The sequence below is a fragment of the Mycolicibacter sinensis genome (assembly GCF_001667945.1).
Classification (GTDB): Bacteria; Actinomycetota; Actinomycetes; order Mycobacteriales; family Mycobacteriaceae; genus Mycobacterium; species Mycobacterium sinense_B.
This window is the reverse complement of record NZ_LZJK01000152.1, coordinates 1-25,338: the sequence shown is the minus strand read 5'-3', so window position 1 is coordinate 25,338 and position 25,338 is coordinate 1. Positions and strand designations below refer to the sequence as shown.

At 69.2% G+C, this 25,338-nt stretch carries 27 protein-coding genes; 9 read left to right on the top strand and 18 right to left on the bottom strand.

The window, feature by feature from the left end; translation table 11 throughout:
• Nucleotides 1–20: 20 nt before the first annotated feature.
• From A5694_RS19525 to A5694_RS19510, 4 genes are all read right to left on the bottom strand, one after another.
• On the bottom strand, nt 21–1,475 hold the full coding sequence (locus tag A5694_RS19525) for a lipase maturation factor family protein (protein ID WP_064923962.1): 1,455 nt from the start codon (nt 1,473–1,475) through the stop codon (nt 21–23).
• Between the two features lie 48 nt (nt 1,476–1,523).
• Complete coding sequence (locus A5694_RS19520) at nt 1,524–2,798, bottom strand: competence/damage-inducible protein A (protein ID WP_064923961.1); 1,275 nt, start codon at nt 2,796–2,798, stop codon at nt 1,524–1,526.
• Nucleotides 2,799–2,822: 24 nt separating this feature from the next.
• A complete protein-coding gene (locus tag A5694_RS19515; protein WP_064923960.1) occupies nt 2,823–3,302 on the bottom strand; it encodes a hypothetical protein in 480 nt (159 codons plus the stop codon).
• 129 nt (nt 3,303–3,431) lie between these two features.
• Entirely contained in the window at nt 3,432–3,683 is a 252-nt protein-coding gene (locus A5694_RS19510) for a hypothetical protein (protein ID WP_064923959.1), read from the bottom strand.
• A 92-nt stretch (nt 3,684–3,775) separates the two neighbouring features.
• Between A5694_RS19510 and A5694_RS19505 the strand changes: the two genes are divergently transcribed.
• Both A5694_RS19505 and A5694_RS19500 read left to right on the top strand, forming a co-directional pair.
• Nucleotides 3,776–4,567: an HAD family hydrolase gene (locus A5694_RS19505; protein ID WP_064923958.1), complete on the top strand. Its 792-nt coding sequence runs from the start codon at nt 3,776–3,778 to the stop codon at nt 4,565–4,567.
• A gap of 140 nt (nt 4,568–4,707) precedes the next feature.
• Nucleotides 4,708–5,838: a nitronate monooxygenase gene (locus A5694_RS19500; RefSeq protein ID WP_064923957.1), complete on the top strand. Its 1,131-nt coding sequence runs from the start codon at nt 4,708–4,710 to the stop codon at nt 5,836–5,838.
• Nucleotides 5,839–5,850: 12 nt separating this feature from the next.
• On the opposite strand, the gene A5694_RS19495 is transcribed toward A5694_RS19500, so the two are convergent.
• From A5694_RS19495 to A5694_RS19460, 8 genes are all read right to left on the bottom strand, one after another.
• Nucleotides 5,851–6,297 carry a hypothetical protein gene (locus A5694_RS19495; RefSeq protein WP_064923956.1) on the bottom strand — a complete coding sequence of 149 codons (447 nt, stop codon included), beginning with the start codon at nt 6,295–6,297 and terminating at the stop codon, nt 5,851–5,853.
• Nucleotides 6,297–7,574 carry a DUF58 domain-containing protein gene (locus A5694_RS19490; RefSeq protein WP_064923955.1) on the bottom strand — a complete coding sequence of 426 codons (1,278 nt, stop codon included), beginning with the start codon at nt 7,572–7,574 and terminating at the stop codon, nt 6,297–6,299. Before A5694_RS19490 ends, A5694_RS19495 begins: the two co-directional genes overlap by 1 nt.
• A complete protein-coding gene (locus tag A5694_RS19485; protein WP_109535765.1) occupies nt 7,571–8,575 on the bottom strand; it encodes an AAA family ATPase in 1,005 nt (334 codons plus the stop codon). The genes A5694_RS19490 and A5694_RS19485 overlap by 4 nt, the downstream gene beginning before the upstream one ends.
• Nucleotides 8,572–9,051: a hypothetical protein gene (locus A5694_RS19480; protein WP_064923954.1), complete on the bottom strand. Its 480-nt coding sequence runs from the start codon at nt 9,049–9,051 to the stop codon at nt 8,572–8,574. The genes A5694_RS19485 and A5694_RS19480 overlap by 4 nt, the downstream gene beginning before the upstream one ends.
• The gene (locus A5694_RS19475) at nt 9,048–10,001 is read right to left on the bottom strand and encodes a DUF4129 domain-containing protein (protein ID WP_064923953.1); all 954 of its coding nucleotides are present in this window, start codon (nt 9,999–10,001) and stop codon (nt 9,048–9,050) included. The genes A5694_RS19480 and A5694_RS19475 overlap by 4 nt, the downstream gene beginning before the upstream one ends.
• A 116-nt stretch (nt 10,002–10,117) precedes the next feature.
• The gene (gene gnd / locus A5694_RS19470) at nt 10,118–11,137 is read right to left on the bottom strand and encodes a phosphogluconate dehydrogenase (NAD(+)-dependent, decarboxylating) (RefSeq protein ID WP_064923952.1); all 1,020 of its coding nucleotides are present in this window, start codon (nt 11,135–11,137) and stop codon (nt 10,118–10,120) included.
• A 12-nt stretch (nt 11,138–11,149) separates the two neighbouring features.
• A complete protein-coding gene (locus A5694_RS19465) occupies nt 11,150–12,565 on the bottom strand; it encodes a glucose-6-phosphate dehydrogenase (RefSeq protein ID WP_064923951.1) in 1,416 nt (471 codons plus the stop codon).
• Nucleotides 12,566–12,663: 98 nt separating this feature from the next.
• A complete protein-coding gene (locus A5694_RS19460; protein WP_064923950.1) occupies nt 12,664–13,074 on the bottom strand; it encodes a hypothetical protein in 411 nt (136 codons plus the stop codon).
• 135 nt (nt 13,075–13,209) lie between these two features.
• On the opposite strand from A5694_RS19460, the gene A5694_RS19455 reads away from it, so the two are divergent.
• The gene (locus tag A5694_RS19455; protein ID WP_064923949.1) at nt 13,210–13,773 is read left to right on the top strand and encodes a YceI family protein; all 564 of its coding nucleotides are present in this window, start codon (nt 13,210–13,212) and stop codon (nt 13,771–13,773) included.
• 1 nt (nt 13,774) lies between these two features.
• Here A5694_RS19455 and A5694_RS19450 read toward each other — a convergent pair whose 3' ends face one another.
• The gene (locus tag A5694_RS19450; RefSeq protein ID WP_064923948.1) at nt 13,775–14,866 is read right to left on the bottom strand and encodes a DUF7159 family protein; all 1,092 of its coding nucleotides are present in this window, start codon (nt 14,864–14,866) and stop codon (nt 13,775–13,777) included.
• A gap of 369 nt (nt 14,867–15,235) precedes the next feature.
• Here A5694_RS19450 and A5694_RS19445 point away from each other — a divergent pair, with 369 nt between their 5' ends.
• Both A5694_RS19445 and A5694_RS19440 read left to right on the top strand, forming a co-directional pair.
• Complete coding sequence (locus tag A5694_RS19445) at nt 15,236–16,228, top strand: esterase family protein (protein ID WP_064923947.1); 993 nt, start codon at nt 15,236–15,238, stop codon at nt 16,226–16,228.
• Nucleotides 16,229–16,334: 106 nt separating this feature from the next.
• Entirely contained in the window at nt 16,335–16,832 is a 498-nt protein-coding gene (locus A5694_RS19440; protein ID WP_109535764.1) for an SRPBCC family protein, read from the top strand.
• Between the two features lie 10 nt (nt 16,833–16,842).
• On the opposite strand, the gene A5694_RS19435 is transcribed toward A5694_RS19440, so the two are convergent.
• The 4 genes from A5694_RS19435 to bfr all read right to left on the bottom strand — a co-directional run bounded on the left by A5694_RS19435 (nt 16,843) and on the right by bfr (nt 21,894).
• Complete coding sequence (locus A5694_RS19435) at nt 16,843–18,606, bottom strand: CocE/NonD family hydrolase (RefSeq protein WP_064923945.1); 1,764 nt, start codon at nt 18,604–18,606, stop codon at nt 16,843–16,845.
• A 185-nt stretch (nt 18,607–18,791) separates the two neighbouring features.
• Nucleotides 18,792–19,286, bottom strand: coding sequence for a carboxymuconolactone decarboxylase family protein (locus tag A5694_RS19430; RefSeq protein ID WP_064923944.1), 495 nt, complete (start codon nt 19,284–19,286; stop codon nt 18,792–18,794).
• Between the two features lie 11 nt (nt 19,287–19,297).
• Nucleotides 19,298–21,358 carry an MDR family MFS transporter gene (locus A5694_RS19425; RefSeq protein ID WP_064923943.1) on the bottom strand — a complete coding sequence of 687 codons (2,061 nt, stop codon included), beginning with the start codon at nt 21,356–21,358 and terminating at the stop codon, nt 19,298–19,300.
• Nucleotides 21,359–21,411: 53 nt separating this feature from the next.
• Nucleotides 21,412–21,894 (bottom strand): bacterioferritin, encoded by a 483-nt coding sequence (bfr, locus tag A5694_RS19420; RefSeq protein ID WP_064923973.1) that lies wholly within the window; start codon nt 21,892–21,894, stop codon nt 21,412–21,414.
• A 271-nt stretch (nt 21,895–22,165) separates the two neighbouring features.
• On the opposite strand from bfr, the gene A5694_RS19415 reads away from it, so the two are divergent.
• Both A5694_RS19415 and A5694_RS19410 read left to right on the top strand, forming a co-directional pair.
• The gene (locus A5694_RS19415) at nt 22,166–22,807 is read left to right on the top strand and encodes a hypothetical protein (RefSeq protein ID WP_064923942.1); all 642 of its coding nucleotides are present in this window, start codon (nt 22,166–22,168) and stop codon (nt 22,805–22,807) included.
• Between the two features lie 10 nt (nt 22,808–22,817).
• The gene (locus A5694_RS19410) at nt 22,818–23,054 is read left to right on the top strand and encodes a (2Fe-2S)-binding protein (protein ID WP_064923941.1); all 237 of its coding nucleotides are present in this window, start codon (nt 22,818–22,820) and stop codon (nt 23,052–23,054) included.
• A 22-nt stretch (nt 23,055–23,076) separates the two neighbouring features.
• Here the strand turns inward: A5694_RS19410 and A5694_RS19405 are convergent, their stop codons facing one another.
• The gene (locus A5694_RS19405; RefSeq protein WP_064923940.1) at nt 23,077–24,012 is read right to left on the bottom strand and encodes a hydrogen peroxide-inducible genes activator; all 936 of its coding nucleotides are present in this window, start codon (nt 24,010–24,012) and stop codon (nt 23,077–23,079) included.
• 116 nt (nt 24,013–24,128) lie between these two features.
• Between A5694_RS19405 and A5694_RS19400 the strand changes: the two genes are divergently transcribed.
• Both A5694_RS19400 and A5694_RS19395 read left to right on the top strand, forming a co-directional pair.
• The gene (locus tag A5694_RS19400; protein WP_064923939.1) at nt 24,129–24,716 is read left to right on the top strand and encodes a peroxiredoxin; all 588 of its coding nucleotides are present in this window, start codon (nt 24,129–24,131) and stop codon (nt 24,714–24,716) included.
• A gap of 49 nt (nt 24,717–24,765) precedes the next feature.
• Complete coding sequence (locus A5694_RS19395; RefSeq protein WP_064923938.1) at nt 24,766–25,305, top strand: carboxymuconolactone decarboxylase family protein; 540 nt, start codon at nt 24,766–24,768, stop codon at nt 25,303–25,305.
• Nucleotides 25,306–25,338 lie beyond the last annotated feature (33 nt).

Below are 25,338 nucleotides of genomic sequence, written 5' to 3'. Positions count from 1 at the left end.
CGGCGAAGGGTGGCCGATGCTCAGGGCCCGGGCCGCCCCGAAACCCCGCTCGCCGAGACCGGCGGTAGGTAGATGCCCACCAGAGTGCGGTGCCACCAGGCCCGATCGCGACGCCGCTCCGCCGGGGTGGTGAAGCGGTAGTCGTAGAGCAGTGCCCGCACGTAGCGCGGCGGTTCGTCGGGAAACGGGTTGTGCCGCAACAACCGCAACGTATCGCGATCGTTGCGCAGCAGGCGTTGCAGCAGCGCGTCTCGCCACGGTCGCGCGTACGCCGGCGACAACGCGGCGAACCACATCAGCCAGTCCAGCCGCAGATGATACGGCGCCCACTGCCGTGGAAGCCGATCGGTGGCACCGGGTTTGCCCTTGAACTCATATTCCCGCCAGAGCGTCTTCTCGCTGAGGTCGGTGTCCGCGGTCCCCTCGATCACCACTTCTCGGCGGGCGCGCCCGACCGTCCCGAACGCCCCATAGGTGTTGACCAGATGAAAGGGATTGAACGAGGCGTTCATTCGCTGATTACGTGATGCCATGTTGCGCACCGGCCAGTAGCTGAGCACGACCACCATGACGGCGAAAGCCAGCACCAGAGCGGTGAACCACACCGGAGGGTCGGGCATCGCCGGGGGCCGCAGGCCCGCAAACGTGAGCCAGGACTGGTCGATCGCGGCGGCAGCAAGGACGATCGTCACCCAGTTCAGCCAGGCGAAATTACCGGAGGCCACCAGCCACAGCTGGGTGACGACGATGATCGCCGCCGCCACCCCGGCGATCGGCTGCGGGGCGAACAGCCCGAACGGCACCACCAGTTGGGAAACATGGTTGCCGGCGGCTTCGATCCGGTGCAGCGGTTTGGGCAGGTGGTGGAAGAACCAGCTCAGCGGTCCCGGCATCGGCTGAGTCTCGTGGTGGTAATACAAGCAGGTCAGATCGCGCCAACAGGAGTCGCCGCGCAGCTTGATCAACCCCGCCCCGAACTCGATCCGGAACAGCAGCCACCGGGCCAGCCACATCACCAGCACCGGCGGCGCAACCCGGTCGTTGCCCAGGAACACCGCCAGCAGCCCGGCCTCCAGCAGGATCGATTCCCAGCCGAACGCGTACCACGTCTGGCCGACGTTGACGATCGACAGGTACATCGCCCATAGCAGCAGCCAGATCGCCATCACCGCCCACAGCGGTACGAGTTCGCCCGCCCCCGCCACCAGCGCGGCCGCCAGGGCCGCACCGGCCCAGCAGATGCCGGCGAAGAACCGATCCGAGTAGTACAGCTGAAAGACGCTGGGCGTCACCGGGAACGGCCGTCGGCGCAGATACCGCGGCACCGGCAGCATGCCGTGTTCACCGATCAGGGCCCGGAATTGCCGCGCGGCGGCAATGAACGCGACGACGTAAACGGCGGCGATCCCGCGTGCCAGCACCTGCCGGCCCAGCCAGTAGCCGGATCCGCTAAACCACGCCCACGCTGTATTCATGACCGCAACTCCTCGGTGAGACGTTCATACCACCGGTTGCGGTCGGAATCACGGTGTTGACAGTGCGCGGTACAGCAGGTGCATGGCCACCGTCGTCGACCGTTCCCGGACGTCGGCCCGCTCCCCCGGCAGCCGGGTGGTCCGGGTGAGTACCCGGCCGTCACCGAGCGCTACACAGAAGCACACCGTGCCCACCGGCTTGTCCGGTGTACCGCCGCCCGGCCCGGCGATGCCCGTGATCGCCACCGCCGTATCGGCGCCGAAGCGGCGCAGCGCGCCGGCGGCCATCGCCTCGGCCACCGGCTCGGAGACCGCGCCGTGCTCGGCGATCAGCGCCGCGTCCACGCCGAGCAGATCCACCTTGGCGTCGTTGGAGTAGGACACCACCCCGCCGGCAAGGTACGCCGACGCCCCGGGCGGGTCGGCCAGGCGCCCGGCCAGCAGCCCGGCGGTGCAGGATTCCGCGGTGGCGATCCACCGGCCGGCCAACCGCGCTGCCACCAGATCGTCGATCCGCGAACCGTCTTCGGAGAAGATCGCCCGGGGGTGCCGCTCGCGCAGCAGCGTGAGCAATTGGCCGTAGGCCGCGGCGGCGTCGGGCTCATATCGGGTGACGATCTCGAGTTCGCCGCGGCGCAGGCAGGTGGTGATCTCCAGCCGCACGAAGTCGGCGATGGCCTCCTGGGCGTGCCGCAGGGTGTCGGCCAGGCCGGACTCGGGCAGGCCGAACATCCGCACGGTCCGCTGTTCGTAGCGGGTACGGCCGGCGATCGCGTGCTGCACCTCGGCGGTGGCAATCGCCTTGTGCCACATGGGTTGCAACTCGCGGGGCGGCCCCGGCAGCACCACCACCGTCGGAGCGCCGGGCACCACCACGCCGGGGGCGGTACCGACCGGATCCAGGACGGTTGCGCCGGCCGGCACCATCGCCTGCTTGCGGTTGGCCGCCCGGACCGTCGCGAAGTCCGGGGCGCCCGGTCCGGTGAAGCGCGCCATCATCGGTTTGATGATCTCGGCGATCCGGGCTTCCAGAGCGCTGTCGAGCACGACATCGCGCCCGCAGAACCGGGCCACGGTGTCGACCGTCAGGTCATCAGCCGTCGGTCCCAGACCGCCGCTGGTGATGATCAGATCGACACCCTCGCCGGCCAGAAACCGCAGCTGGGCCTCGATGTCGCGGGGCCGGTCACCGCAGATCGTGATGTGCGCCAACTCCACTCCCAGTTCCAGGAGGCGGTCGGCCAGCCACGGTCCATTGCGATCGGCGATCCGTCCGGTGAGTACCTCGGTACCGGTGACCACGATTCCTGCGCGTGCGCTCACCGGTCCGAGGTTACGGCCTCACCGTCAGGGCAAGCCGGGAATCAGCATGACCTCCATCGGTGTCACCGGCGCCGACGGCGCGAACGCAGCCGGAACCACCGCTGTCGGGGTTGGCGTCGAAGGCCCGAAGTTCGGCAACGGGAACGGCAGCACCGACGTCAGGTTGGCCGGGAACCCGGACAGTCCGGGCAGGCCGGCGGCCTGGGTGCCCGGCGCCGGGGCGCCCGCGGCCGGCGGAACGTTGAAGGTGGCGGTGGCGATCGGCGCCTGTGCCGGGGACGCTGCCGGCGCCACCGAGGTTCCACTCAGCGCCGACGTGGTGGTCTGCAGCAACTGCTGCGGAATGGTGGCCGAGGATGCGACCACCTGCTCGACGACCCCGGGCAGCCCCGGGTTGAGCGGCACCGTGTCCGCGTTGGCGGTGGCGCTGGACGCGAGCGCGGCCAGGAACAATCCCGCGGCGGCGCCGGCCGCGACGGTGAGGCAATTACGGATACGTGACATGGCTTCTTCCCCATCCCGAATACCAACAAGGTCGGGACCGAAGTTAGCCGTGTGAAAACTGTTGCCCGTGTGACACGAGGGGCGGTTATCCAACCGTTGCGAACCGGAGCCGCCGCGGTTATCGCGCCGTTAGCGGGCCAGCCAGCTCTGGATCTTCGCCAGTTCCGTGGTGTAGGTCAGCAGGACGGAGTCGTCATAGTGCGCCCCGCCGTTGACGGTGCCGCTGTCGCGCCATATCGCGTGAACGTGGGCGAGCCCGCGGCGGTAGACGTCGACACGCTCCCGCTGCGTGCGCTGCCAGCCGAGCTGCGCGGCCTGCTCGGACAGGGCTTGCCGCACATCGGTGGCGGTGGTCTCACTGGAGCCGGCCTTTTCGTTCATAGGCCAACCACGCTATCAGCTGCTGGTTTCGCCCCAACCCCTGCGGCGCGTGGGCGCCCCGGTTGGCGGTGGCGAACGTAGCATCGACGCCGATGACCGCAGCACCGCGCGATCTGATCGCCGAGATCGGCCGGACCGAACCGGGAGCCCGGATCGGAGCATTCTTCGATCTGGACGGCACGCTGGTGTCCGGGTTCACCGCCACCGCACACGCCGGTGACCGGATCCGCCGGCGCCAGGCCCGGGCCGGCGAGGTGCTCGGCGTGGTCGAGGCCGCCGTGCGATATCGGTTGGGCCGGATGCAATTCGAGCGACTGCTGGTGCGGGCGGCGGGCTACCTGCGCGGCGAGTCCATCGCCGAACTCGACGACGTCGGCGAGCGACTCTTCGCCGAGCACATCACCAGCAGGGTCTACCCGCATATGCAGAACGTCGTGCGGGCGCATCAGCAGCAGGGCCACACCGTTGTGTTGAGCTCCTCGGCGCTGACCATCCACGCCGAGCCGGTCGCCCGCTACCTGGGTATTGCGCAGGTGCTGTGCAACCGATTCGAACTCGACGAGCACGGCGTCCTGACCGGAGACATCGTCAAGCCGGTGGTATGGGGGCCCCAGAAGGCAGCCGCCGTGCAGCGGTTCTGCGCGGGCAACGGCGTCGATCTCGCCCAGAGCTTCTTCTACGCCGACGGCGACGAGGATGCCGCCCTGATGTCGCTGGTAGGTCGGCCCCGGCCGGTCAATCCGCGACCCGGGCTGGCGGCGCTGGCAGCCGAAGAAGGCTGGCCGGTGCTGCACGTCAGCGGTTCCGGCCGCGCGGGCGGCCGGTCGCTGCGGCGTGCCGCCGGTTTCGGGGTGGCCGTGCTGCGCGCTTTCGCCACCCACTGAGCCGCAGGAACCGGGACACGATTGGCGGTAGTGTTGCCCTCACGAGGCCCACTGGTGGCCGACTGGCCTCACCACGCCGAGTCTGGTACTAAATTAGAACACGTTTCACTTCAATCCGGCGCCCTTGAAGGAGTTAGGTCATGCACACTCCCCTCTGCGACGAACTCGGTATCGAGTTCCCGATCTTTGCCTTTACGCACTGTCGCGATGTGGTTGTCGCGGTGAGCAAGGCCGGCGGTTTCGGGGTGCTGGGCGCGGTGGGGTTCACCCCCGAGCAGCTTGAGATCGAGCTGAACTGGATCGACGAGAACATCGGCGATCACCCCTACGGCGTCGACATCGTCATCCCCAACAAGTACGAGGGCATGGATTCCGGGCAGTCCGCCGAGGAGCTCGCCGAATCGCTTCGCAAGCTGGTGCCCCAGGAGCACCTCGACTTCGGCAAGAAGCTCTTGGCCGATCACGGCGTGCCGGTGGAGAACGCCGACGAGGACAGCCTGCAGCTGCTGGGCTGGACCGAGGCGACCGCCACCCCGCAGGTCGAGGTGGCCCTGCAGCACCCGAAAGTGACAATGATCGCCAACGCGCTCGGGACGCCCCCGGCCGACATGATCAAGCACATCCACGAGGCCGGCCGCAAGGTCGCCGCGCTGTGCGGCTCGGCCTCGCAGGCGCGCAAGCACGCCGCGGCCGGTGTGGACATCATCATCGCGCAGGGCGGCGAGGCCGGCGGCCACTGCGGCGAGGTCGGCTCGATCGTGCTGTGGCCCGAGGTTGTCAAGGCGGTGGCGCCGGTACCGGTGCTGGCCGCCGGTGGTATCGGCAGTGGTCAGCAGATCGCCGCGGCCCTGGCGCTGGGCGCGCAAGGCGCCTGGACCGGTTCGCAGTGGCTCATGGTTGAAGAGTCGTCGAACACCGAGGCCCAGCACGCGGCCTACATCAAGGCCAGCAGCCGCGACACGGTTCGCAGCCGGTCGTTCACCGGAAAGCCGGCCCGGATGCTGCGCAACGACTGGACCGAGGCGTGGGAGGCGCCGGAGAACCCCAAGCCGCTGGGCATGCCGCTGCAGTACATGGTCTCCGGGATGGCGGTGCGGGCCACGAACAAGTACCCCAACGAAAGCGTCGACGTGGCGTTCAACCCGGTGGGCCAGGTCGTCGGCCAGTTCACCAAGGTGGAGAAGACCTCCGCCGTCATGCAGCGCTGGGTGCAGGAATACCTCGAAGCCAGCGGCCGACTCGACGAGATCAACGCCGCCGCCTCGGTCTGACGCTTGGCTGCCCTAGGCCAGGAACGGCCGCAGCGCCAGCACGTAACAGCCGAGGACGGCCGGCGCTGCGGCCAGCGGTAACCAGGGCAGCTGCAATGGGAAGCTGGCCGCCACCACACCGACGATGCTGAATCCCGTCGCGCCCAGCAGCGCCGGGGCGGTCACCGTTGTGGCACCGTCGGCGGCGTGCCGCAACAACAAGTGGGCCACCGCGGCCAGGCCGGCGACCACCGCCGAAACCGTCGGCGGATCGGCGAACCCGATCACGGCGACGGTGAGCAGCACGGCCGCTGTCGCCGCGGGCCGCCACCACAGCCCGGCCAGCACCGCGCCGGCCGTAAGCAGCGCCCCGGCCGCGGCAATCCCGGACGACCCGGCGCCGGCGGCTGCGGCCATCGCCAGGCCGCATGCGGCAGACATGACCAGCGCCAGGCTGCGGTCGGCGGCGGAACGCTGCATCACCGCACCGCCGTCGGGCGATGGCGCTGCGTCGCCAGGTGCATGGCCTGCTCCAGCGGCTGCTGCTGCGGCCACGATGCGACATCGACGCCGACGGTGGCCATGTCCCGGTACATCGCGGTGCGCTCCAGGGTCCAGATTCGCGCCACCAGCGGATCGGGTTCCTCCACGAACGGCGGACCGGCCAGCACGTCGACCGCCAATACGACGTGCCCGCGCTTGCGCAAGTCGGTCAGGGCGAGCGCGAACTCGGTGTCCAACAGGGTGGAGAACGCGATGATCAGCGCGCCGGGCGGCACCGCGGCCCGCGGTGCGAGCGTTCCGGTGGTGGTCTCGAAGCCGTCGCCGGCCCCCAGGACCGCATCGACGATGCGATAGAACTGCCGCTGCCCGATATCGGCCCCGACCCAGCGCGGGTGCCGACCACCGAGCGTGACGACCCCGGCGCGGTCACCGTTGCGCAACGCGGTCTGCACGACTTGCGCCGCGCCCAGCACCGACCGTTCGGTCGCGGCCGTCGCGGGGCCGCGCGGCTGCGGGTAGGCGTCGATGAGCACCACCACGTCGGCGGCGCGATCGGTCAGCCGCTCGGTCACGTGCAGGCTGCCGCGTCGCGCACTGACCGGCCAGTTCACCGAGCGCAACGGGTCGCCGGGGATGTAGGCGCGGATGTCGGCGTACTCCACGCCGCGGCCCGGGTGCCGGGTCAGGTGGGTGCCGACCCGGTCGAGCAGCTCGCTGTGCGGGATCGGCGTGGGCTGTGGGGGCGCCGGGGGGAACACCGTGACCTCGGCGACGTCGACGGTGCCTGTCCCGGCCAGCAGCCCGCCCCTCCCCAGGGCGGTGACGGTGGCCCGAATCGGGTAACGGCCCCAGCGTTGGGCGCTGGCCCGCACCGACTTTCGGCGCCCGGACGCATCGCCATCTCCCGCGAGATCCATCGCCGGGTGCGCGGCCACCTCCAGGGTCACCGCGGCCGCCTCACCCGCCAATGCCGCGACCGCGACCGTCAACTCGACCGGCTCGGATTCGAAGCAGCGCTGCGCCGCGGGGTTCGCCTGCAGCCGGAAAACCGGTACCGGGGACTGCCAGCCCAGTGCGCACAGCACGCCGAGCAGCGGAGCGGCGAAGGCGACCAACTGCCAGCGCGGCCCGCCCGCCGCCACCGCCAGGGCCAGCGCCGCACTGCTGGCCAACGCTCGCGCCAACGGCGAGGCCCGCCAGTGCAATTCGAGGTCGACTTCGGAGACCTCGCCGGAGTGCGGGTGCTGCGTCATGGCGGTGTCATGCCCGGTGCCGGGCCGGGCGGGGCGGGGGTCCGGGGCACCGGTAGGCGCCGTAGGAGCTCTTCCACCACATCCGAGCCCTGGATCCGCCGCACCCACATCTCGGGTCGCAACGTGATCCGGTGCGCCACCGCCGAGGTGGCCAGCGCCTTGACGTCCTCGGGGATCACATAGTCGCGGCCGAGCAGCAGCGCGCGCGCCCGGGCGAGCTGGATCAGGTCGAGTTCCGATCGTGGACTGGCGCCGACGGCCACCTGCGGATGGTGGCGGGTCCCGTTCGCCAGCGACACCACGTAGCGCAGTACGTCATCGTGCACGCTGACCTGCTCCACCGATTCGCGCATCGCCACCACGTCGTCGGCGTCGATCACCTGGCGCACCGTCGGCACCGCGGCGCCCCGGTCGAGTCGCCGGCGCAGCATGGCCGTCTCGCCGTGTTCCGACAGGTAGCCCAGGCGCAGCCTGATCGCGAAGCGGTCCAACTGCGCCTCCGGCAGCGGGTAGGTGCCCTCATACTCGATCGGGTTGTCGGTGGCCAGCACGATGAACGGCTCCGGCAGCCGATGGGTGTGGCCATCGATGCTGACCTGCCCCTCGGCCATCGCCTCCAGCAAGGCCGCCTGCGTCTTGGGCGGGGTCCGGTTGATCTCGTCGGCCAGCACCAGATTGGTGAAGATCGGCCCCCGCCGGAACTCGAAATGCCCCGAGGCCATGTCGTAGATGGTGGTGCCGAGCAGGTCTGCCGGCAGCAGATCCGGGGTGAACTGCACCCGGGTGAAGTCGAGGCCGAGCGCGGCCGCGAACGACCGTGCGATCAACGTCTTGCCCAGGCCCGGAAGATCTTCGATGAGCACATGGCCACCGGCGAGCACGGTGGTCAGAATGAGTGTGAGCGCGGCCCGCTTGCCCACCACCGCCTGCTCGATCTCGTCGAGCACCGCGGTGCAGCGCTCGGCGGTGACCGCCGCCGTGCCGGACAGCCCCGCGCTCATCGCTGTTCCAGCCGGTACAGGATCTCTTCCAGCACAGCGCGTCCCGGGCCGGGCCCGTGGTCTCCGGCGGGCGCGACGTTGCCGGGATCCACCCAGGCCCACAGTGCATCGCTGAACAGCATCACGCCGGTGGCGTTGAACTCCGCGGGGTTCTTCGCCCGCCGCTGGCCGCTGGAGACCTCGAACCGACGGGCCAGGATCGGCCGCCAGCGCCGGTCCCAATCCGCTCGGGTCGACTCCGCCCAGCGGATTCTGGCCTCGGTGCCCCTCAGCCAGCGCCGCAAGGACTCTCCCGGCTCGTCGGTGAGCGCCGCCTCGGGCGGTCCGGTGGGAGTCAGCAGCCGCCGGATGCCGACCAGAGGCAGCGCAACGGCGATACCGGCCGCCCACAGCAGCAGCTGCGGGCGGTGGGCCATCAGCACCGCTAGCTGCACCGCTACGACCAGCAGCATGCCTTGCAGTGCAAGCGTTTTCACGTCGGGGCCCGCAACTCGTCGAGCACCAGCCGCAGGATGGCGACCGCGTCGGCGCGGTGCCGCTCAGTCATCAGGTGCGGGCTGAAACGCGCCTCGGTGAACAGCTCCACCAGCCGGGATGCGTTTTCGGCCGGCACCGCGTGGTGTTCGACAGCCCGTGCCAGCACCTCGGTGGGAGTGTCGAACTCGCGCGGTGCGGCATCGGGAACATCGGCGAGGTGGCGCTCCATGACCGCGTAGCAGGCGATGATCGCCTCCCGCGGCTCGCGGCTTCGGTCGGCGATCCGGGTCAAGCCGAGTTCGGCTGCCCGCGCGAGAGTTTCGCTCGCGGTGGGTGCTGCGACCGCGGGCGTCGCCGCCCCGGTCGCCGGCGCTGGCGGCCCGGCACGACGGAAGCGTGCGACGAAGACGCCGGCGGCGATCAGCAGCAGGGCCGCGGCGGCCACCAGCAGATCACTGGCGAGATCGCTTGGGGAGCCGCCGGGGAGCCGGTGCGGTGGCGCCGGGATCGGCGCTTGCGGCGCGGTCGGTGCTGCGGGCACCTCACCGCGTGCCCCGAAGAACCCGGCTGGGACTGCGAACCGGTGCGCCCCACCCAGCTTCGCCAGGATCATTACCGCCAGCAGCCATACCGTCACGGCGGCCAATCCGATGAGCAGCACCCGCCACGCCGGCCTGCCACGGTGAGCTCCGGCGGTTGGGGAGAGTTTCCCCATGCTGCCGGCGACCGCGCGCTGGTGGCGGGCCCGCTGGACGACGGCGACCACGATAGCGCCGACGGACACCGCCAGCAGGCCCGCGAGAATGATCGATCCCAGCGGGCTCGATGCGGCCGGCCGGTGCGCGACATGTTCGCGGCCGGGCAGATACCCGCGCGTCGCCGCGCCGGCGACCAGCAGCAGCACGATCAGGGCGATGACGGGCCCGCTCGCCCGGCCGGCAGCGGCCATCACCGCAATACCGCCTGTCTGGGTCGTTCGCCGTCGCTGCGGCATCCCCCATACTGGCACGCGCACACGCTGAGCGGCCAGGATCGGGCGACGCCGCGGCCGCCAACGAAACTAGCTCACGCGGATTTCTCGTCGTGTCCGCCGAACTGCTTGCGCATCGCCGAGAGCACCTTGGCGCCGAATTCGAACAGATGGCGCGAGGCGAAGCGCGCATACAGCGCCGTGGTGAGCACCGGGGCCGGCACTCCTTCGTCGATCGCGGCGATGACCGTCCAGCGGCCCTCCCCGGAATCGGAGACCCGCCCGGCGAATTCCTCCAGCGCCGGAGACTTCTGCAGGGCGCTGGCGGTCAGGTCCAGCAGCCAGGAGCCGATCACGCTGCCCCGCCGCCAGACCTCGGTGACGTCGGGGATGTTGATGTCGTACTGGTAGAACTCGGGATGGCTCAGCGGTGCGGTCTCGGCGTCACCCTGCTGATCGGCCTTGCCGATGTTGGCGTGGTGCAGGATATTCAGTCCCTCGGCGATCGAGGCCATCATCCCGTACTCGATGCCGTTGTGCACCATCTTCACGAAGTGTCCGGCCCCCGATGGCCCGCAGTACAAGTAACCGTTCTCGGCCTGGGAGACCTCACCGTCGCGGCCCGGCGTGCGCGGGGCGGCCTCAACCCCGGGCGCAATGGTGGCGAAGATCGGCTCGACATGGTCGAAGGCGTCGCGATCGCCGCCGACCATCAGACAGTAACCGCGCTCGCGACCCCACACCCCGCCGCTGGTACCGCAGTCCAGCAGTCGAATACCCTTGTCGGACAGCAGCTTCGCGTGCGCTATGTCATCACGGTAGTAAGAGTTGCCGCCGTCGATCACGATGTCTCCGGCCGCCAGTGTGCCCGCGAGCTCTTGGATGACCCCGGTGGTGATCTTGCCGGCCGGCACCATCACCCACACCACGCGGGGCGCGGGCAGTTTCTCCGCCAGCTCAGCCAGCGAGGACACCCCGGTGGCGTTGCCTTCGGCGGCCAGCGCTGCGACCGCATCGGCATTCTGGTCGTAGACGACGCATTCGTGGCCGTCGGCGACCAGTCGCCGAACGAGATTGGCGCCCATCCGGCCCAGACCGATCATCCCCAATCGCATTGCTGTCCTCCCTTAGTGTGACCGGCTGCTCTCCGGCAGCCATGGCTTCTGCCAGCTCCGGTGGCCGTGCACCAGCTTCTGCGCGGCTTCGGGCCCCCACGAGCCGGGATCGTAGCGGTGGATCTCCCCCGGCTGGTCGAGCAGTGGGGCCACGATGCGCCAGGTCTCTTCGATGCTGTCCTCCCGGGCGAACAACCGGCGGTCGCCGATCATCGCGGCATGTAATAACCGCTCATAGGGGCGGATCGGTTCACCCAGATCACGGGCGAACGAGGAATCGAGGTGGATGTCGCGCCAGGCTTGACAGTCCTGGTCGTCTTGGGCCACCAGCTGCAGCCGCAGTCCCGGATCCGGGTCGATGCGCAGCACGATCTGATTGCGTTGGGCGCGTTCACGCTGCGGCATGAACGCCAGCGCCGGGACCCGGCGGGTGAACAACCGGACTTCGGTGACGCGTTCGGGCAGCGCCTTGCCGGCCCGAAGGAAGATGGGCACCCCGGCCCAGCGCCAGTTCTCGATCTGCAGGCGCAGCGCCACGAACGTCTCGGTCTGCGACCCCGCGGCCACCCCGGGCACATCCGCGTAACCGCGGTATTGGCCCCGCACGTAATGCGCGGGGTCGGCCGGGGGCATCGCACGGAACAGCTCGGCCTTCTTGTCGTTGAGGTCGTCGTCGCCGGGCCCGACCGGCGGTTCCATCGCGAACAACGCCAGCACCTGCAGCAGGTGGTTCTGCACCACGTCCCGCAAGGCGCCGACGGCGTCGTAGAAGCTGCCGCGCTCCTCGACGCCGAAGTTCTCGGCCATGGTGATGTGGATCTCGGCGACGCTGTGCCGGTCCCACAGCTCAGCGAGTGTGGTGTTGGCAAACCGCAGGTATTCGAGGTCGGCGACGGGTTGCTTGCCCAGGAAATGGTCTACCCGCAGGATCTGGTCTTCGCGCAGCACCGCGCGCAGTCGGGCGTTGAGGTCGCGCGCGGAGGCCAGGTCATGACCGAACGGTTTCTCCACCGCCACCCGGGATCGCTGCAGCAGCCCGGCCCGGCCGAGGTTCTCCACGATCGGGGCGAACAGCGACGGCGGCATCTCCAGGTAGTACAGGCAGCGGCGATCCGTGCCGACCCGTTCGGCGAGCTGATCGTAGAGCGCCGTGTCGGTGACGTCGCCGTGCAGGTAGGACAGCCGCTTCGCCAATCGGTGAAACACCGCCTCGTCGAACGGCTCGCCGGTGTGGCGGATCGCCTCGCCGGCCCGGTCGATCAACTCCTCGACGGTGATGTCGTCACTGGCCACCCCCAGGATCGGGCAGTCCAGCAGCTTGCGGCGCTCCAGGCGGTACAGCGCGCGGAAGGTCATTTTGCGGGCCAGGTCTCCGGTTATCCCGAAGATCACCACCAGTTCCGACGTCGCCTCACCGCGTTCGCCCAAGTCGTCCCACCTCCTGCGTGTAGCTACCCCGCCTGAAGCTAGTGCAATCGCCTGGACGGCAGCTGTCCGTTCCAGATGCGGGGCGGGCTACGCCGCGGTCACCCGACTTGAGCGATTCCGGGCGGGAAGTACGGCCCGATACCTCCGGTGTAGATGCCGGGTTGCCAGCCGCGCGCGCCGAGGCATAGCAGCGGCAACCCGTCGGGCGATTGCGCGGCCGACTGGGGGTTCGGACATGGTGAACCGATTTCCTGCACGCCGTAGAGCGGGTAGGAGATCTGCCAGAAGCCGGTGTCCTTGGGCGGCCACTGGTTGGCGATGAAATGGCAGGCCAGCGCCTGACCGTTGGGGCCGTGCCCGTAGATGAAGCGCTCCCAGCTGAAGCAGGCGTCACCCTGGCGCTGCCCGTCGACCATGCCCGGCACGTCACCGGGGTAGGCGCCGGCGGCCGGCGCGCCGGCGACGGCGGCGCCCGCGACGAAAACAGCTGCGGCTAGTTCACGAATCATTCTTCTTCGCCCTTGGTCTCCTCGATCCGGGCCAGCAGGCGGCCCCGCGTGGAAGCAGCCTAACGGGTGGCCGCGGCGCCTCATCGCGAATCCGCCGAATGCTGTCGCCGCCTACCGGGCCGCTAAAGTGCCCAGATGGCCGGGGCGCAACGACAGTTCGACGCATCGCACGGACAGCTACTGCTCGGCACCGGTGTGACCGGTCGGGCGGCGAAGATGGGCCACCGGCTCACCATGGTCATGCAGCGCTGGCAGGCGGCGGTGTCATGGTCCGGTGAGCGGCCCACCGCCGTAGCGTTGACCGTCGACGTGGATTCGCTGCAGGTGCTGCGTGGTGACGGCGGACTGACCCCGCTGACCGCCCCGGAGAAATCACTGATCCGCACGAATGCCCTCAAGTGCCTCGACGCCGGCAGGTATGGCCACATCCGGTTCGAGTGCACCGACATCGCCGCGACCGACGGCGGCTATCGGTTGGCCGGGTCCCTACAGATCCGCGACCGGTCCAGGCCGCACGTCGTCGCGGTGCGGGTGGCTGAGCTCGACGGTTCCTGGCGGGTGGACGGCGAGACCGTGGTACGCCACAGCGACTTCGGAATACGGCGCTATTCGATGCTGATGGGAGCCATGCAGGTCGCCGACGAGGTGACGGTGTCGTTGTCGGCGACCATCGCGGGCGACACGCTTGCCGGCCGCTGACTCAACGGCCGGGAAGACGCGGAATCCGCTGACGGAATCGGTCCAGCAGCGAGGCGCCGGCGCTCGGCGGCGGTGCCGGCGGCTCGGGGGCCGCGGCCGGCCCGTCCCACAGCGAACCGAACTCGACCGGTTCCTCCGGCAGCTCGGCCGAGGGCGCGAGGTCGGCCGGCGGCGCCGCTGGCGCAGCCGGGGGCGCGGGCACGGCGACGCGAGCCACCGTCGCGTGCTCGCGCGGCTGCACGTCCGGGACGTCTCGGTCCGGGCCCAGCTGCAGGCTCAGCGCGGCGGACAGCGAGGCCACGAAGGTGACCGCTCCCCCGGTCAGCATCGTCAGCGCACCGGCATACGACAGCGACATCGCACGCGCCGAACCGATCGCTGCGGGCCGCCGCCCAACCGGGGTGCCGGCCAGACCGGCCAGGTCGGCGTGCGGGGCCACGGCGAGCGCCGCGCCGCGCGCCAACGCCTGCTGCGCACCGGGCTGAACGAAGACGGGTATCGAAAGCTTGGCCTCCAGGCGGCGCCCGAGCCGGTCCATGCCGCGCATCGAGCCGGCCACCATCAGCACCTCGGGCCCCTGGGTCCCCGATCCGAAGACGTCGGCCAGCCAGCCCAGCAGGTCATCGGTGCCGCCGATCGGGCAGGCGGTGACGACCGGATCCTCGTTACCGAACAGCACCAGCGTGGCCAGTCCAGGCTCGATGACGCATACCGCCGCCTGTTCACCGTGCGGTCCGATGCCACTGGTCAGCGAGGCGGCGGCCCGGCTGAAACGCACCGGCACCACGTTGTCGAAACCGGCGTCGGCCAGCGACTCCAGCAGCAGCGCGGCGCCGACGGCCGCGTCATCGCTCCAGGTCACACCCACCCCGTGCAGCCGGTCACCGCGGCCGGCCAACACCGTGCGGACCCGGGCGGCCACCGCCGACGCCGACGACGCCATGCTCGCCGCATCCAACCCGGCATCACCGCGGGTGATGGCGAACTCATCACCGGAAACCGTCTGGCCGCCCGGGAAGTCGTGGCCCCGTCCTTCGGTCATGACCCAGCCGACCGTCGTCGGCGTCATCGCCAGCCCCAGTACCGTGTCCAAAATCGCGCGCCCCAATCGTCCTGATCTGCGATGTCACCGCGGCGGCTCGCTACCTTCGCCTTGCCCGTGGCGGGTTCGGCGGGCACCGGAGCGGACCGGGGACAGCCCAGGACAGTGTGGTCTTGTCGGCTTACCGCAGGGCAGCCTACGCGTGTCGCGCGGCCATGCCTAGCCGGGTCCCAGACCGCAAATCGGGTATGCTATCCGGCGGGTCTGATCCCTGAGAAGGCAGCGGGGTCGCAGAACGCGGCGGTTGCTGCATGTGAAGGCCGACACGGACATGGTGGCGTGCTTTGCGTCGCGATCGACAAGTCGGCTAGTTCGAACACATTTCGAGACCGTTCCGCAGGAAGACGACAAGGGGCAGGAATGACAGACGTGACCAAGGGGATGCGCTGGGCGCGCCGACTTATGGTCGGCGCGGTGGCCGCAGCAGCGCTGCCCGGCCTGATCGGCCTGACGGGTGGCGAAGCGACCGCATCGGCGTTCTCGCGGCCGGGTCTGCCGGTCGAGTACCTGCAGGTTCCCTCCGCAGGTATGGGCCGTGACATCAAGGTGCAGTTCCAGAGCGGCGGCTCCGGCTCCCCCGGGCTCTACCTGCTCGACGGCATGCGTGCCCAGGACGACTACAACGGCTGGGACATCAACACCCCGGCGTTCGAGTGGTACTACCAGTCGGGCATCTCGGTGATCATGCCGGTCGGTGGCCAGTCCAGCTTCTACAGCGACTGGTACAAGCCGGCCTGCGGCAAGGCCGGCTGCCAGACCTACAAGTGGGAAACGTTCATCACCAGCGAGCTGCCGGCCTTCCTGGCCTCCCAGTACGGCGTGAGCCAGAGCCGTAACGCCGCAGTCGGTCTGTCGATGGCCGGCTCGTCGGCGATGACGCTGGCGATCTACCACCCCGACGTGTTCAGCTACGCGGGCTCGCTGTCGGGTTACGTCAACCCGTCGGACGGCAAGAGCTGGATCGGCCTGGCCATGGGTGACGCCGGCGGCTACAAGAAGGAAGACATGTGGGGCGCCGATGACGACCCCGCGTGGCTGCGCAACGACCCGACCGTCAACGTCGGCAAGCTGGTCGCCAACAACACCCGCCTGTGGGTGTACTGCGGTAACGGCCGCCCGAACGAGCTGGGCGGCGACAACATCCCCGCCACCTTCCTCGAAGGCAACTTCATGATCGGTCAGAACAAGAAGTTCCAGGAGGCCTACGTCGCGGCCGGTGGCAACAACGCCGTGTTCAACTTCCCGGACTACGGCACCCACAGCTGGGAGTACTGGGGCGCGCAGCTGCAGGCGATGAAGCCTGACCTGCAGAGCCACCTGGGCGCCACCCCCGGCGGCGGCAGCGAGGGCTGAGCCCACCATCTCGTTACTGAGCCCCACCCGGTTCCGGGTGGGGCTCAGTGCTCTGCCCGGGGTGGTCCAGGGTGTCCCGGGAGGATCTAGCCGCACCGCGAAAGACATGCTTGGATTGGCGAACATGCAGGGTTCCGCGACAGTTCACATGGCAGCCCCTCCCGAGCGGATCTGGGATCTGGTGGCTGATGTCCGCAACATCGGCCGGTTCTCCCCGGAGACCTTCGAGGCCGAATGGCTCGACGGCGCCACCGGCCCGGCGGTCGGCGCGCGGTTCCGGGGACACGTCCGGCGCAACGGGATCGGCCCGGTGTACTGGACGACGTGCCGGGTCACCGAGTGCGAACCGAATCGGGTGTTCGGCTTCGCGGTGCTCGCCGGTGATCGAGCGCTCAACCGGTGGCGCTACGAGCTGACGCCCGCCCCGGAAGACATCGGCGGCACCGACGTCACCGAGTCGTTCAAGCTGGCCGACTCCTTCCTGACCAACGTCTACTACTACGTGTTCGGCGGTTTTCTGCGGCAGCGCAACAACATCCGCGACATGCGGCGCACCCTGGAGCGCATCCGCGACGTCGTGGAAGGCGTCGTCGAGCCGGGCTAGCCGATCCGGCTCAGTCCAGCGTGTCCGGGTCGGCCAGCGGCAGCAGCAGGAACGACGGGGTGGGACCGCCCTGGTGCAGGCGGTAGGTGCCACCGGCCAGTGCCCGGCGCGCAGGCGCCGTGGGCACCAGATGCGGGAAATCGTAGGTGGTCACGGTCAGCCGCAGGCGGTGGCCGGGAGCGATCATTGCGGCGGTCGGAAAGATCTCGATGTCGTAGCCGGTCAGCTCCCCCGGTTCGACGGACCGTACCGCTGACCGGGTGCTGATGTGGTAGGGGCGCAGCACCGTGCCGTCCGGCAGATACCAGGTGCGCTCCGGATCCAGGGCGCGGTGAGACCCCAGCAGCGCCCCCTGCGTCAGCGGGCGGCTCACCCCTTCGGGTGCGACGTCGTCGAGGTGCGCAACCAGGAGCGTCTCGGTGGTGTCGGCCGTCGCCTCCACGCGCAACGTGATCGGTCCGGCGAGCAGGGTCGGAGCATCGAACGGTGCGGTGGTGTAGGTCAATGCCCCGCGTTGCAGACGGCGGTTGTCCTGGTCGTAACGGGTGCGGCCACCGGCCTGGGTGGTGACGAAGCTGTTGAGGCCGAGCGTCCACTGTTCCAGGCTGCGCCCGGAGACCGGGCCGCGCGCCCGGTAGCGCAGTGCGGCCAGCGTCTGCTCGGCCGGGGCGTCGGTGACCAGCCGGCCGTCGGGCGCCAGATAGAAACGGGTGGGCGTCGCCTCCGGTATCGGATACTCACGCGTGTGGTACCACCGGCTGTCGCCGATCGCCTGGAAGGTGAACGGCGGACCGGAGATCTCCGCCGCCGCATCGTCTTTCAGCCAGTGATCGAACCAGCGCAGTTGCAGGTCCTGGATGCGCAGGCCGTCGAAAGCCGACACGTGATACCAGGGTCCCATCATCAGCCTGATCCGATCGGCCAGCGGTTGCCCGGGTTGCATCGGGGCGTGCACCGCGCGCCCGGTGCAGGCATTCTGCAGCGCGGCGTAGTTCAGCGGTGCGCCGCGCTGGAAGGCGTCGTGCCAGCCGCCCACCAAAAAGACGGCGATCTTGTTGGCGGCGATCTCCGGCAGCACGAGTTCGGGCCGCATGCTGTCCCAGAACGGTCCGTCGTAGGCGGCGTCACCGCCGGTGCGGGCCTCGGCGACCAGCGGTCCGAAGTAGCCGCGCTGGTCCCTGCCGCGTTGGCGCACCGCGGCCAGGCCGCCGGCCCGCGGTCGCGGATGCCCACCGCGGGTGAAGAACTCCAGGGTGGGGTTGATGATGTTGAGCATCGTGTAGAGCGCGCCGTAGCCGCGCACGGTCGCCAGGTGCGGAGCCCCACCCATCGCGGCGGCGTCCCGGTAGAAGTCGTTGGCCGCCATCACCGGGAAGATCGCCTTCAGCGGTGAGTCCGGGCCGACGGCGGCCGCGGTGAACAGCTGGTTGATCGCCAGGTATGAGATGCCGAACATGCCGACCCTGCCGTTGGCGTTCGGCAGGGTCGAGGCCCACGTCACCAGTTCCACACCATCACGGGCCTGCTCGGGACCGAACATCTGGAAGGATCCACCGGAGGCGCCGGTGCCGCGCACGTCGACCATCACCTCGATGTACCCGCGTCGGATCAGACGCGGGGTGGGTCCGCCGCCGATCTGCGCGGCCGGTGGCGGAGCCAGCTTGCCGTACGGCGTCAGCGACAGCAGCACCGGAAACGGCCCGGTGGCCGGCGACCCGGTCTCGCGGTCGGTGGGGTAATGGATATCGGCGCGCAGCACGACCCCGTCACTCATCGGGACTGCGACGTTGCGGCGCACCCCGACGCCGTACTGCGCCGGCCCTGCGGACCACTGCGGGAGCAGGGGTGACGGGCTGCTGGTGCGGGCCCGGGCGGCAGCCGATCTCAGTGCCGCGACTGCGGCGGCCCCGGCTACGACAGCAGCCGCCGCCCATCCGGCTCGGCGCGACCGTCGCCGCATCAAGTCCGGCTGGGCACGGTGAACGCGCAGGCCTGACCGATGTCCAGGGTGCGCAGCACCCGCCCCATACCCAGCCAGAGTGCACACGACAACGCGAGGTCGGCGAGCAGCTCGTCGCTGAAGTGCTCCGAGCAGCGCGACCAGAAGTCCTCGTCGTCGCGCAGGCCGGTGTGGTCAGTGGCGAATCGGTGGGCGAACTCGGCTGCGAGCCGTTCGGCGTCGCTGTAGCCCGGCCAGGTGCGCCATTCCGCGACGTGCTCGTAGAGGTCCTCGCTCACCCCGGCGGCCGGGCCGTCGGCATCGCGGGTGTTGACGCACACCGCGCACTCGTTGTCGAAGGCGATCACCATCCGGGCCAGCTCGCGGGTGCGCATCGGCAGCCGGCCGCGGTTGTACACCGCGGTACTGAATCCACCGATGCCGGCGGCGAGTTCGGGCGACTTGGCCATCCAGCCCGTCAGGTCATCCGCGGGGAACGTTCCGATTCGACTCATAGCTGGGAATGCTAACCGGCTTTGCCGTCACCGTGGGCGGCGCCGACGAACTCCCCCGAATGTGTCGCCCAGTCGGGGTCGACCAGGGCCCGGTGGGCGATCCGCTGCAGCGCGGCCTCGACCTCGGCGCGATCCGGGCGTCCGGCGAACCCGGGCGAGCGGGCCAGCTTGTCGCTCACCCAGTCCTGCACCAGCGAGGTCACGAACCTCACCTGCTGCAGCCCGGCCCGGGTCAGTCCCAGGTGGTCGCCGTCGCGCAGCACGTAGCCCTGGATGACCAGCCGATCGACGGTGGGTTCGAGGATCTCGTAGGGCACCCGCAGCGTCTTGCCGATGTCGCTGAGCCGCGCCGTCCGGAACACCTGGGTGTACCGGTAGATGCGCAGCACCGTCCACAGCCCGGCGACATCGAGTTCGCAGTCCGAGCGCATCGCGATACTGCGCAGCCGCATCCCGGGTTCATTGCGCAGCAGGCGCCCGATCGCGGTCTCCAGCAGTTCGTCCGACGATGCGGTGCTGGGCATCCCGAAGCCGTCGCCGAGGTCGACCGCATTGTCATGGAGCTCCTTGAGCGGGACTTCGCGCAGGAACAGTGCCAGCACGAATCCGAGCAGCGCGACCGGCGCGGCCCATAGAAACACCTGGCCGAGCGAGTCGGCGTAGGCCTGCACGATCGGTGCCGCCTGCTCCGGGGCCAGCCGGTGCAGCGCCTCAGGCGAGGCGGCCGCATCGGCGTCCAGTCCGGCGGAGCGCAGCGCCGACGCGAGGCGGTGGTCCAAGAAGTTGACGAACAGCGACCCGAAGACGGCCGCGCCGAAAGAGCTGCCGATGGTCCGGAAGAACGTGACACCGGAGGTGGCCACCCCGAGGTCGGCAAAGCTTGAGGTGTTCTGCACGACGAGAACCAGCACCTGCATCGACAGCCCGATGCCGGCGCCCAGGACGAGTAGGTAGAGCGACTGCAACAGCGCCGGGGTGGCGGCGTCCATCTGCGACATCAGCGCGAACGCGATCGTCATCAGGGCGGTGCCGGCCACCGGAAAGATCTTGTACCGGCCGGTCCGGCCCACCAGGGTGCCGCTGCCGGTGGACATCACCAGCATGCCGACCACCATCGGCAGGGTGCGCAGTCCCGAGGTGGTCGCCGAGACGCCGTCGACGTACTGCATGAAGGTGGGCAGGAAGGTCAGCGCGCCCAGCATGGCGAAGCCGACCACGAACGCCAGCACACAGCAGACCGCGAACACCGGGTCGGCGAAGAGGCGGGTCGGCAGGATGGGGGCCGCGGCCCGGGTTTCCACCCGGGCGAACAGCGCCAGCGCCACCACCGACCCGGCGAACAACGCGATGATCGTCGCCGATCCCCAGTCGTAGCGGGTGCCGCCCCAGCTGGTGGCCAGCGTCAACCCGCTGGCGCCTAGTCCGATCAAGACGATGCCGGCATAGTCGATGACCGGCTTGGCCCGGCCTGCCAGCGCCGGGATCGCCGCCCCGGCCACGATCATCACGACCACCGAGATCGGCACGTTGATCCAGAACGCCCACCGCCAGGTCAGGTAGTCGGTGAAATAGCCACCGAGCAGGGGCCCGATCACGGTGGTGACGCCGAAGACCGCGCCCAGCATGCCCTGGTAGCGGCCCCGCTCGCGCAGCGGAATGACTTCGCCGATCAGCGCCGCGGCGGTGACGGTGACCGCGCCCCCGCCGATGCCCTGCAGCGCCCGGGCGCCGACCAGCATCTCCATCGACGCGGATAACCCGCACAGCACCGAGCCGGCCACGAAACACACCACGGCGGCCTGGAACACCAGTTTGCGGCCGAACAGATCGCCGAGTTTGCCCGCCAGGATCGTCGCGATCGTCGAGGTCAGCAGGTAGCTGGTGACCACCCATGACTGATGGCCGGCGTTGCCCAGATCCGACACGATCGTCGGCAGGGCCGTCGCGACGATGGTCTGGTCGAGCGCGGCCATCAGTAGGCCGAACACGATCGCCAGGAAAATCAGGTTGCGGCGCTGCGGGCTGACCGGCGCGGGCCGCGAGTCCTCGGCGACCGGCGTCGAACTGCTCATATTCCCTTTCGTCGGCGTCTGCCGCTAACGGGTACCCGCGTCGGCGCCAGAGATCACGTCGTCGGCGGGCGGGCGACGCATTGGGCCAGATACAGCGCGTCGCCGAGCTTGTCCATCAGCTCCAGTTGGGTCTGCAGGTAGTCGATGTGGGATTCCTCGTCGACGAGGATGGTCTCCAGAATCTTGGCGGTGGTGCTGTCCTGTTTGTCACGGCACATGACGATGCCGGGCCGCAGCCGGTTGAGCACCTCGATTTCCAGGGCGAGGTCGCTTTCGAATTGCTCGCGCAGGGTCTGCCCGATGCGCAGCGATCCGATCCGCTGATAGTTCGGCAGACCGTTGAGCAGCAAGATGCGGTCGGTGATCGTCTCCGCGTGGCGCATCTCTTCGATGGACTCGTCGCGGGTGTGGGCGGCCACCTCGGTCAGACCCCAGTCGGCCTGCATCTTGGCGTGCAGGAAGTACTGGTTGATCGCGGTGAGTTCACTGGTGAGCTGCTCATTGAGCAGTTTGAGAACCTCCGGGTCGCCTTGCATGATCACTCCTCTGGTGTGAAGAACCTCGCATGCCCCCCGCGTCGACTGGGGCTTGATCATCGCCGTAACGCGCCGGATTCAATCTAGTGCAGGTCACCGGTCACGAGGCGGTGTTTACCCGTGTCTCGGCGCGTCGAATCGACGCATCGGCTCCGGGCCTGGCGGGATCGGATCGCGGTGCGGCCCTGCAGGATGCGTTGAACTTAGGTTAGACTCTACTAACATGAGACTTGCTTCGCCTGGCCGCCGTGTCGGCAGTTCGGGTCGTGGCATGTCGCACCGCGACAATCCGCATTCGCTGGTGCTCGCGCTGGACTACCGCGTTGACGACATTGATCGGACCTGGTCGCTGCTCCGCGACGACCACACGCCGCTGCTCGGTCTCGGGGCCCGCCATGCGGTGCTCTACACCTCGGTGGTCGACACGGATCGGGTGCTGGTGACGATCGGCCTGCGCCACCGGGCGTCGGTCAAGGAGCTGCTGCGCTCCCCCGCCGTCTTCGAGTGGTTCGACCGCTCCGGGGTCAACGATCTGCCGGCGATCTTCGCCGGCGAGGTCACCGAGAAGATCACCGTCGCTGATACGGAGCAGGACGGTTCGGAGGTAATCGTCGGCGTGGTGTCCACCGTCGCCGATCCCGCGAACCTGATGGCCAAGGTGCATCGCAGGCTGGATCGGTTCGCCAGCGCAGGCGTGCGCAAAGTGTGGGTATATCGGGCCGTCGACGACGGAAATGAGGTGATGACGCTGTTGGAGACCGACAGTGCGGCGAGCGCGCAGCGCTGGCTTGACCACCCGGACACCGCTGCCGAGTGGATGACCGGGGTAGGCGCCGGCGGTTACCCCGGGCCGTTCGTCGGAAAGTTCTCTGCCGCAATCGATCTGATGCCGCCTGCGGGCGACGGCCGGTAAAGGTATAGCCATGTACGTGTGCCTTTGTGTCGGAGCCACCAACCAGATGGTGTCCGATGCCGTCGCCGCCGGCGCGTCGACGTCCAAGGAAGTGGCCGCGATGTGCGGTGCCGGTGGCGACTGCGGCCGGTGCCGGTGCACCGTCCGCGGCATCATCGAAGCCACCCTGGCCGCAGCACCGTCCGGTCCGGCCAACGGCGCGCTGCGCCACCTCGCCCTGGACGTCACGCCGATCGGATCCCACTGATCGTCGCGTCGCGGGCCGGGTCTTAGGGGACCCGGTCGACGCGGTGTTGCGCGGCGATTACGTCGCCGATGATGCCCGCCAACCGCCGGTAGGACTCCTCCCGCCCGCTGGAGGTGCGAAACACCAGCCCGATCCGCCGGCCCGGGCGGGGCGCGGCGAAATGGGCCAGCGCCAGGCCGCTGCGCTCGGCCTCCACCGCCACCGCCGTCTGCGGAATCAACGTCACTCCCAGCCCGCCGGTCACGCACTGCACCGCGGTCGCCAGCGATGCCGCCCGGGTGTTGGCCAGCTGCGCCCGCACCCCGGCGTTACGGCAGATGTCCAGCGCCTGGTCCCGCAAGCAGTGCCCTTCGTCGAGTAGGAGCAGCGGCAGGTCCGCCAGGGCTGTCGGCGGCACCCGCCGCTTGCCGGCCAGCGCATGTCCCGGCGGCAGCGCCAAGACGAAATCCTCGTCATAGATCGGTATTTCAGTCATCCCGGCGGCATCGGCCGGCAACGCGAGCAGTGCCGCGTCCACCGCCCCTTCGCGCAGCCCGGTGAGCAAGCGTTCGGTCTGGTCCTCGATCACCCGCAGGCCCAACGCCGGCAGGCGTTCGGACAGCCCGGCCAGCACCGCGGGCAAGACATAGGGCGCCACGGTCGGGATGAGCCCGATCCGCATGGTGCCCTGCAGCGGGTCGGCCACCCCGGCGGCCGCGGCCGAGAACTGCGCCGCCGCGTCGAGCACGGCGTGCGCATGCGGCAGCAGCTGCTGGCCCTCCTCGGTCAGGAAGACCCGGCGGGTGGACCGCTCGATCAGCTGGATGCCCAGGCCGGATTCCAGCGACGACAAGGCCTGCGACAGCGTCGACTGGCTCAGTCCCAGGCCGGCCGCCGCGAGACTGAAGTGGTGCTTCTCGGCGACGGCGGCGAACGCCCGCAGGCCCGCCAGTGTTGGCTGATAGGTTGAATCGGTCATGCCGATAATTATAGTGCGAAGTATCACCTTTCATTTTTAATTCCGATAGGGCACCATGGAGCGTGCGGGCGTTGAACTGACCGAACGCCCGGAAATCTCACACAACGAGGAGTGTCATGGCACTGCTGACCATCGGCGACCAGTTCCCCGCTTACAAGCTCAAGGCGGTCATCCCCGGTGACCTGTCCAAGGTCAACGCCAACAAGCCGGACGACTACTTCACCACCATCTCCAGCGACGACCACCCCGGCAAGTGGCGGATCGTGTTCTTCTGGCCCAAGGACTTCACCTTCGTCTGCCCCACCGAGATCGCCGCCTTCGGCAAGCTGAACGACGAGTTCGCCGACCGCGACGCCCAGGTGCTCGGCGCGTCGATCGACAACGAGTTCGTGCACTTCCAGTGGCGCGCCCAGCACGAGGACCTCAAGACGCTGCCGTTCCCGATGCTCTCGGACCTCAACCGTGAGCTGGTCGAGGCGACCGGTGTGCTCAACGCCGACGGCGTGGCTGACCGGGCCACGTTCATCGTCGACCCCAACAACGAGATCCAGTTCGTGTCGGTGACCGCGGGCTCGGTGGGCCGCAACGTCGACGAGGTGCTGCGAGTGCTCGACGCACTGCAGTCCGACGAGCTGTGCGCCTGCAACTGGAAGAAGGGCGACCCGACGATCAACGCCGGCGAGCTGCTCAAAGAATCGGTCTGATCGGACCGAAACGGTGCAGAGCGTCAGCGAGAAGAAGGAGTAGCGCCAAATGAGCATCGAGAATCTCAAAAACGCGGTCCCGGAATTCGCCAAGGACCTCAAGCTCAACCTGGGGTCGATCGCTCGCACCACGGCTCTGAACGAGGAGCAGCTCTGGGGTGCCCTGTTGGCCAGCGCCGCGGCGACACGTAACGCCACGGTGCTGGCCGAGATCAGCGCCGAAGCAGCCGACAACCTCTCGGCTGAGGCCTACCAGGCCGCCCTGGGTGCGGCGTCGATCATGGGTATGAACAACGTGTTCTACCGTGGCCGGCACTTCTTGGACGGCGCCTACGACGACCTGCGGGCCGGGTTGCGGATGAACATCATCGGCAACCCGGGGGTCGACAAGGCCAACTTCGAGCTGTGGAGCTTCGCGGTCTCGGCGATCAACGGCTGCCAGGCCTGCGTCGCCTCCCACGAGCAGGTCGTGCGGGAGGCGGGCGTCGGCCGCGAGGCGGTGTTGGAGGCCCTCAAGGTCGCCTCGATCGTGGCCGGGGTGGCCCAGGCCATCTTCGCCGCCGACGCGCTGCCGGCCACCTCGTCCTAGATAGTCCCTATCGGCGCGCGCCGGGCATTGCCC

What these genes read in the sequence shown, in the direction of transcription:
- A5694_RS19525 (WP_064923962.1), bottom strand. Translation starts at nt 1,475, where the DNA reads ATGAATACAGCGTGGGCGTGGTTTAGCGGATCCGGCTACTGGCTGGGC.
- A5694_RS19515 (WP_064923960.1), bottom strand. Translation starts at nt 3,302, where the DNA reads ATGTCACGTATCCGTAATTGCCTCACCGTCGCGGCCGGCGCCGCCGCG.
- A5694_RS19510 (WP_064923959.1), bottom strand. Translation starts at nt 3,683, where the DNA reads ATGAACGAAAAGGCCGGCTCCAGTGAGACCACCGCCACCGATGTGCGG.
- A5694_RS19505 (WP_064923958.1), top strand. Translation starts at nt 3,776, where the DNA reads ATGACCGCAGCACCGCGCGATCTGATCGCCGAGATCGGCCGGACCGAA.
- A5694_RS19500 (WP_064923957.1), top strand. Translation starts at nt 4,708, where the DNA reads ATGCACACTCCCCTCTGCGACGAACTCGGTATCGAGTTCCCGATCTTT.
- A5694_RS19495 (WP_064923956.1), bottom strand. Translation starts at nt 6,297, where the DNA reads ATGCAGCGTTCCGCCGCCGACCGCAGCCTGGCGCTGGTCATGTCTGCC.
- A5694_RS19490 (WP_064923955.1), bottom strand. Translation starts at nt 7,574, where the DNA reads ATGACGCAGCACCCGCACTCCGGCGAGGTCTCCGAAGTCGACCTCGAA.
- A5694_RS19485 (WP_109535765.1), bottom strand. Translation starts at nt 8,575, where the DNA reads ATGAGCGCGGGGCTGTCCGGCACGGCGGCGGTCACCGCCGAGCGCTGC.
- A5694_RS19475 (WP_064923953.1), bottom strand. Translation starts at nt 10,001, where the DNA reads ATGGCCGCTGCCGGCCGGGCGAGCGGGCCCGTCATCGCCCTGATCGTG.
- gnd (WP_064923952.1), bottom strand. Translation starts at nt 11,137, where the DNA reads ATGCGATTGGGGATGATCGGTCTGGGCCGGATGGGCGCCAATCTCGTT.
- A5694_RS19460 (WP_064923950.1), bottom strand. Translation starts at nt 13,074, where the DNA reads ATGATTCGTGAACTAGCCGCAGCTGTTTTCGTCGCGGGCGCCGCCGTC.
- A5694_RS19455 (WP_064923949.1), top strand. Translation starts at nt 13,210, where the DNA reads ATGGCCGGGGCGCAACGACAGTTCGACGCATCGCACGGACAGCTACTG.
- A5694_RS19445 (WP_064923947.1), top strand. Translation starts at nt 15,236, where the DNA reads ATGACAGACGTGACCAAGGGGATGCGCTGGGCGCGCCGACTTATGGTC.
- A5694_RS19440 (WP_109535764.1), top strand. Translation starts at nt 16,335, where the DNA reads ATGCTTGGATTGGCGAACATGCAGGGTTCCGCGACAGTTCACATGGCA.
- A5694_RS19435 (WP_064923945.1), bottom strand. Translation starts at nt 18,606, where the DNA reads ATGAGTGACGGGGTCGTGCTGCGCGCCGATATCCATTACCCCACCGAC.
- A5694_RS19430 (WP_064923944.1), bottom strand. Translation starts at nt 19,286, where the DNA reads ATGAGTCGAATCGGAACGTTCCCCGCGGATGACCTGACGGGCTGGATG.
- A5694_RS19425 (WP_064923943.1), bottom strand. Translation starts at nt 21,358, where the DNA reads ATGAGCAGTTCGACGCCGGTCGCCGAGGACTCGCGGCCCGCGCCGGTC.
- bfr (WP_064923973.1), bottom strand. Translation starts at nt 21,894, where the DNA reads ATGCAAGGCGACCCGGAGGTTCTCAAACTGCTCAATGAGCAGCTCACC.
- A5694_RS19415 (WP_064923942.1), top strand. Translation starts at nt 22,166, where the DNA reads ATGTCGCACCGCGACAATCCGCATTCGCTGGTGCTCGCGCTGGACTAC.
- A5694_RS19410 (WP_064923941.1), top strand. Translation starts at nt 22,818, where the DNA reads ATGTACGTGTGCCTTTGTGTCGGAGCCACCAACCAGATGGTGTCCGAT.
- A5694_RS19405 (WP_064923940.1), bottom strand. Translation starts at nt 24,012, where the DNA reads ATGACCGATTCAACCTATCAGCCAACACTGGCGGGCCTGCGGGCGTTC.
- A5694_RS19400 (WP_064923939.1), top strand. Translation starts at nt 24,129, where the DNA reads ATGGCACTGCTGACCATCGGCGACCAGTTCCCCGCTTACAAGCTCAAG.
- A5694_RS19395 (WP_064923938.1), top strand. Translation starts at nt 24,766, where the DNA reads ATGAGCATCGAGAATCTCAAAAACGCGGTCCCGGAATTCGCCAAGGAC.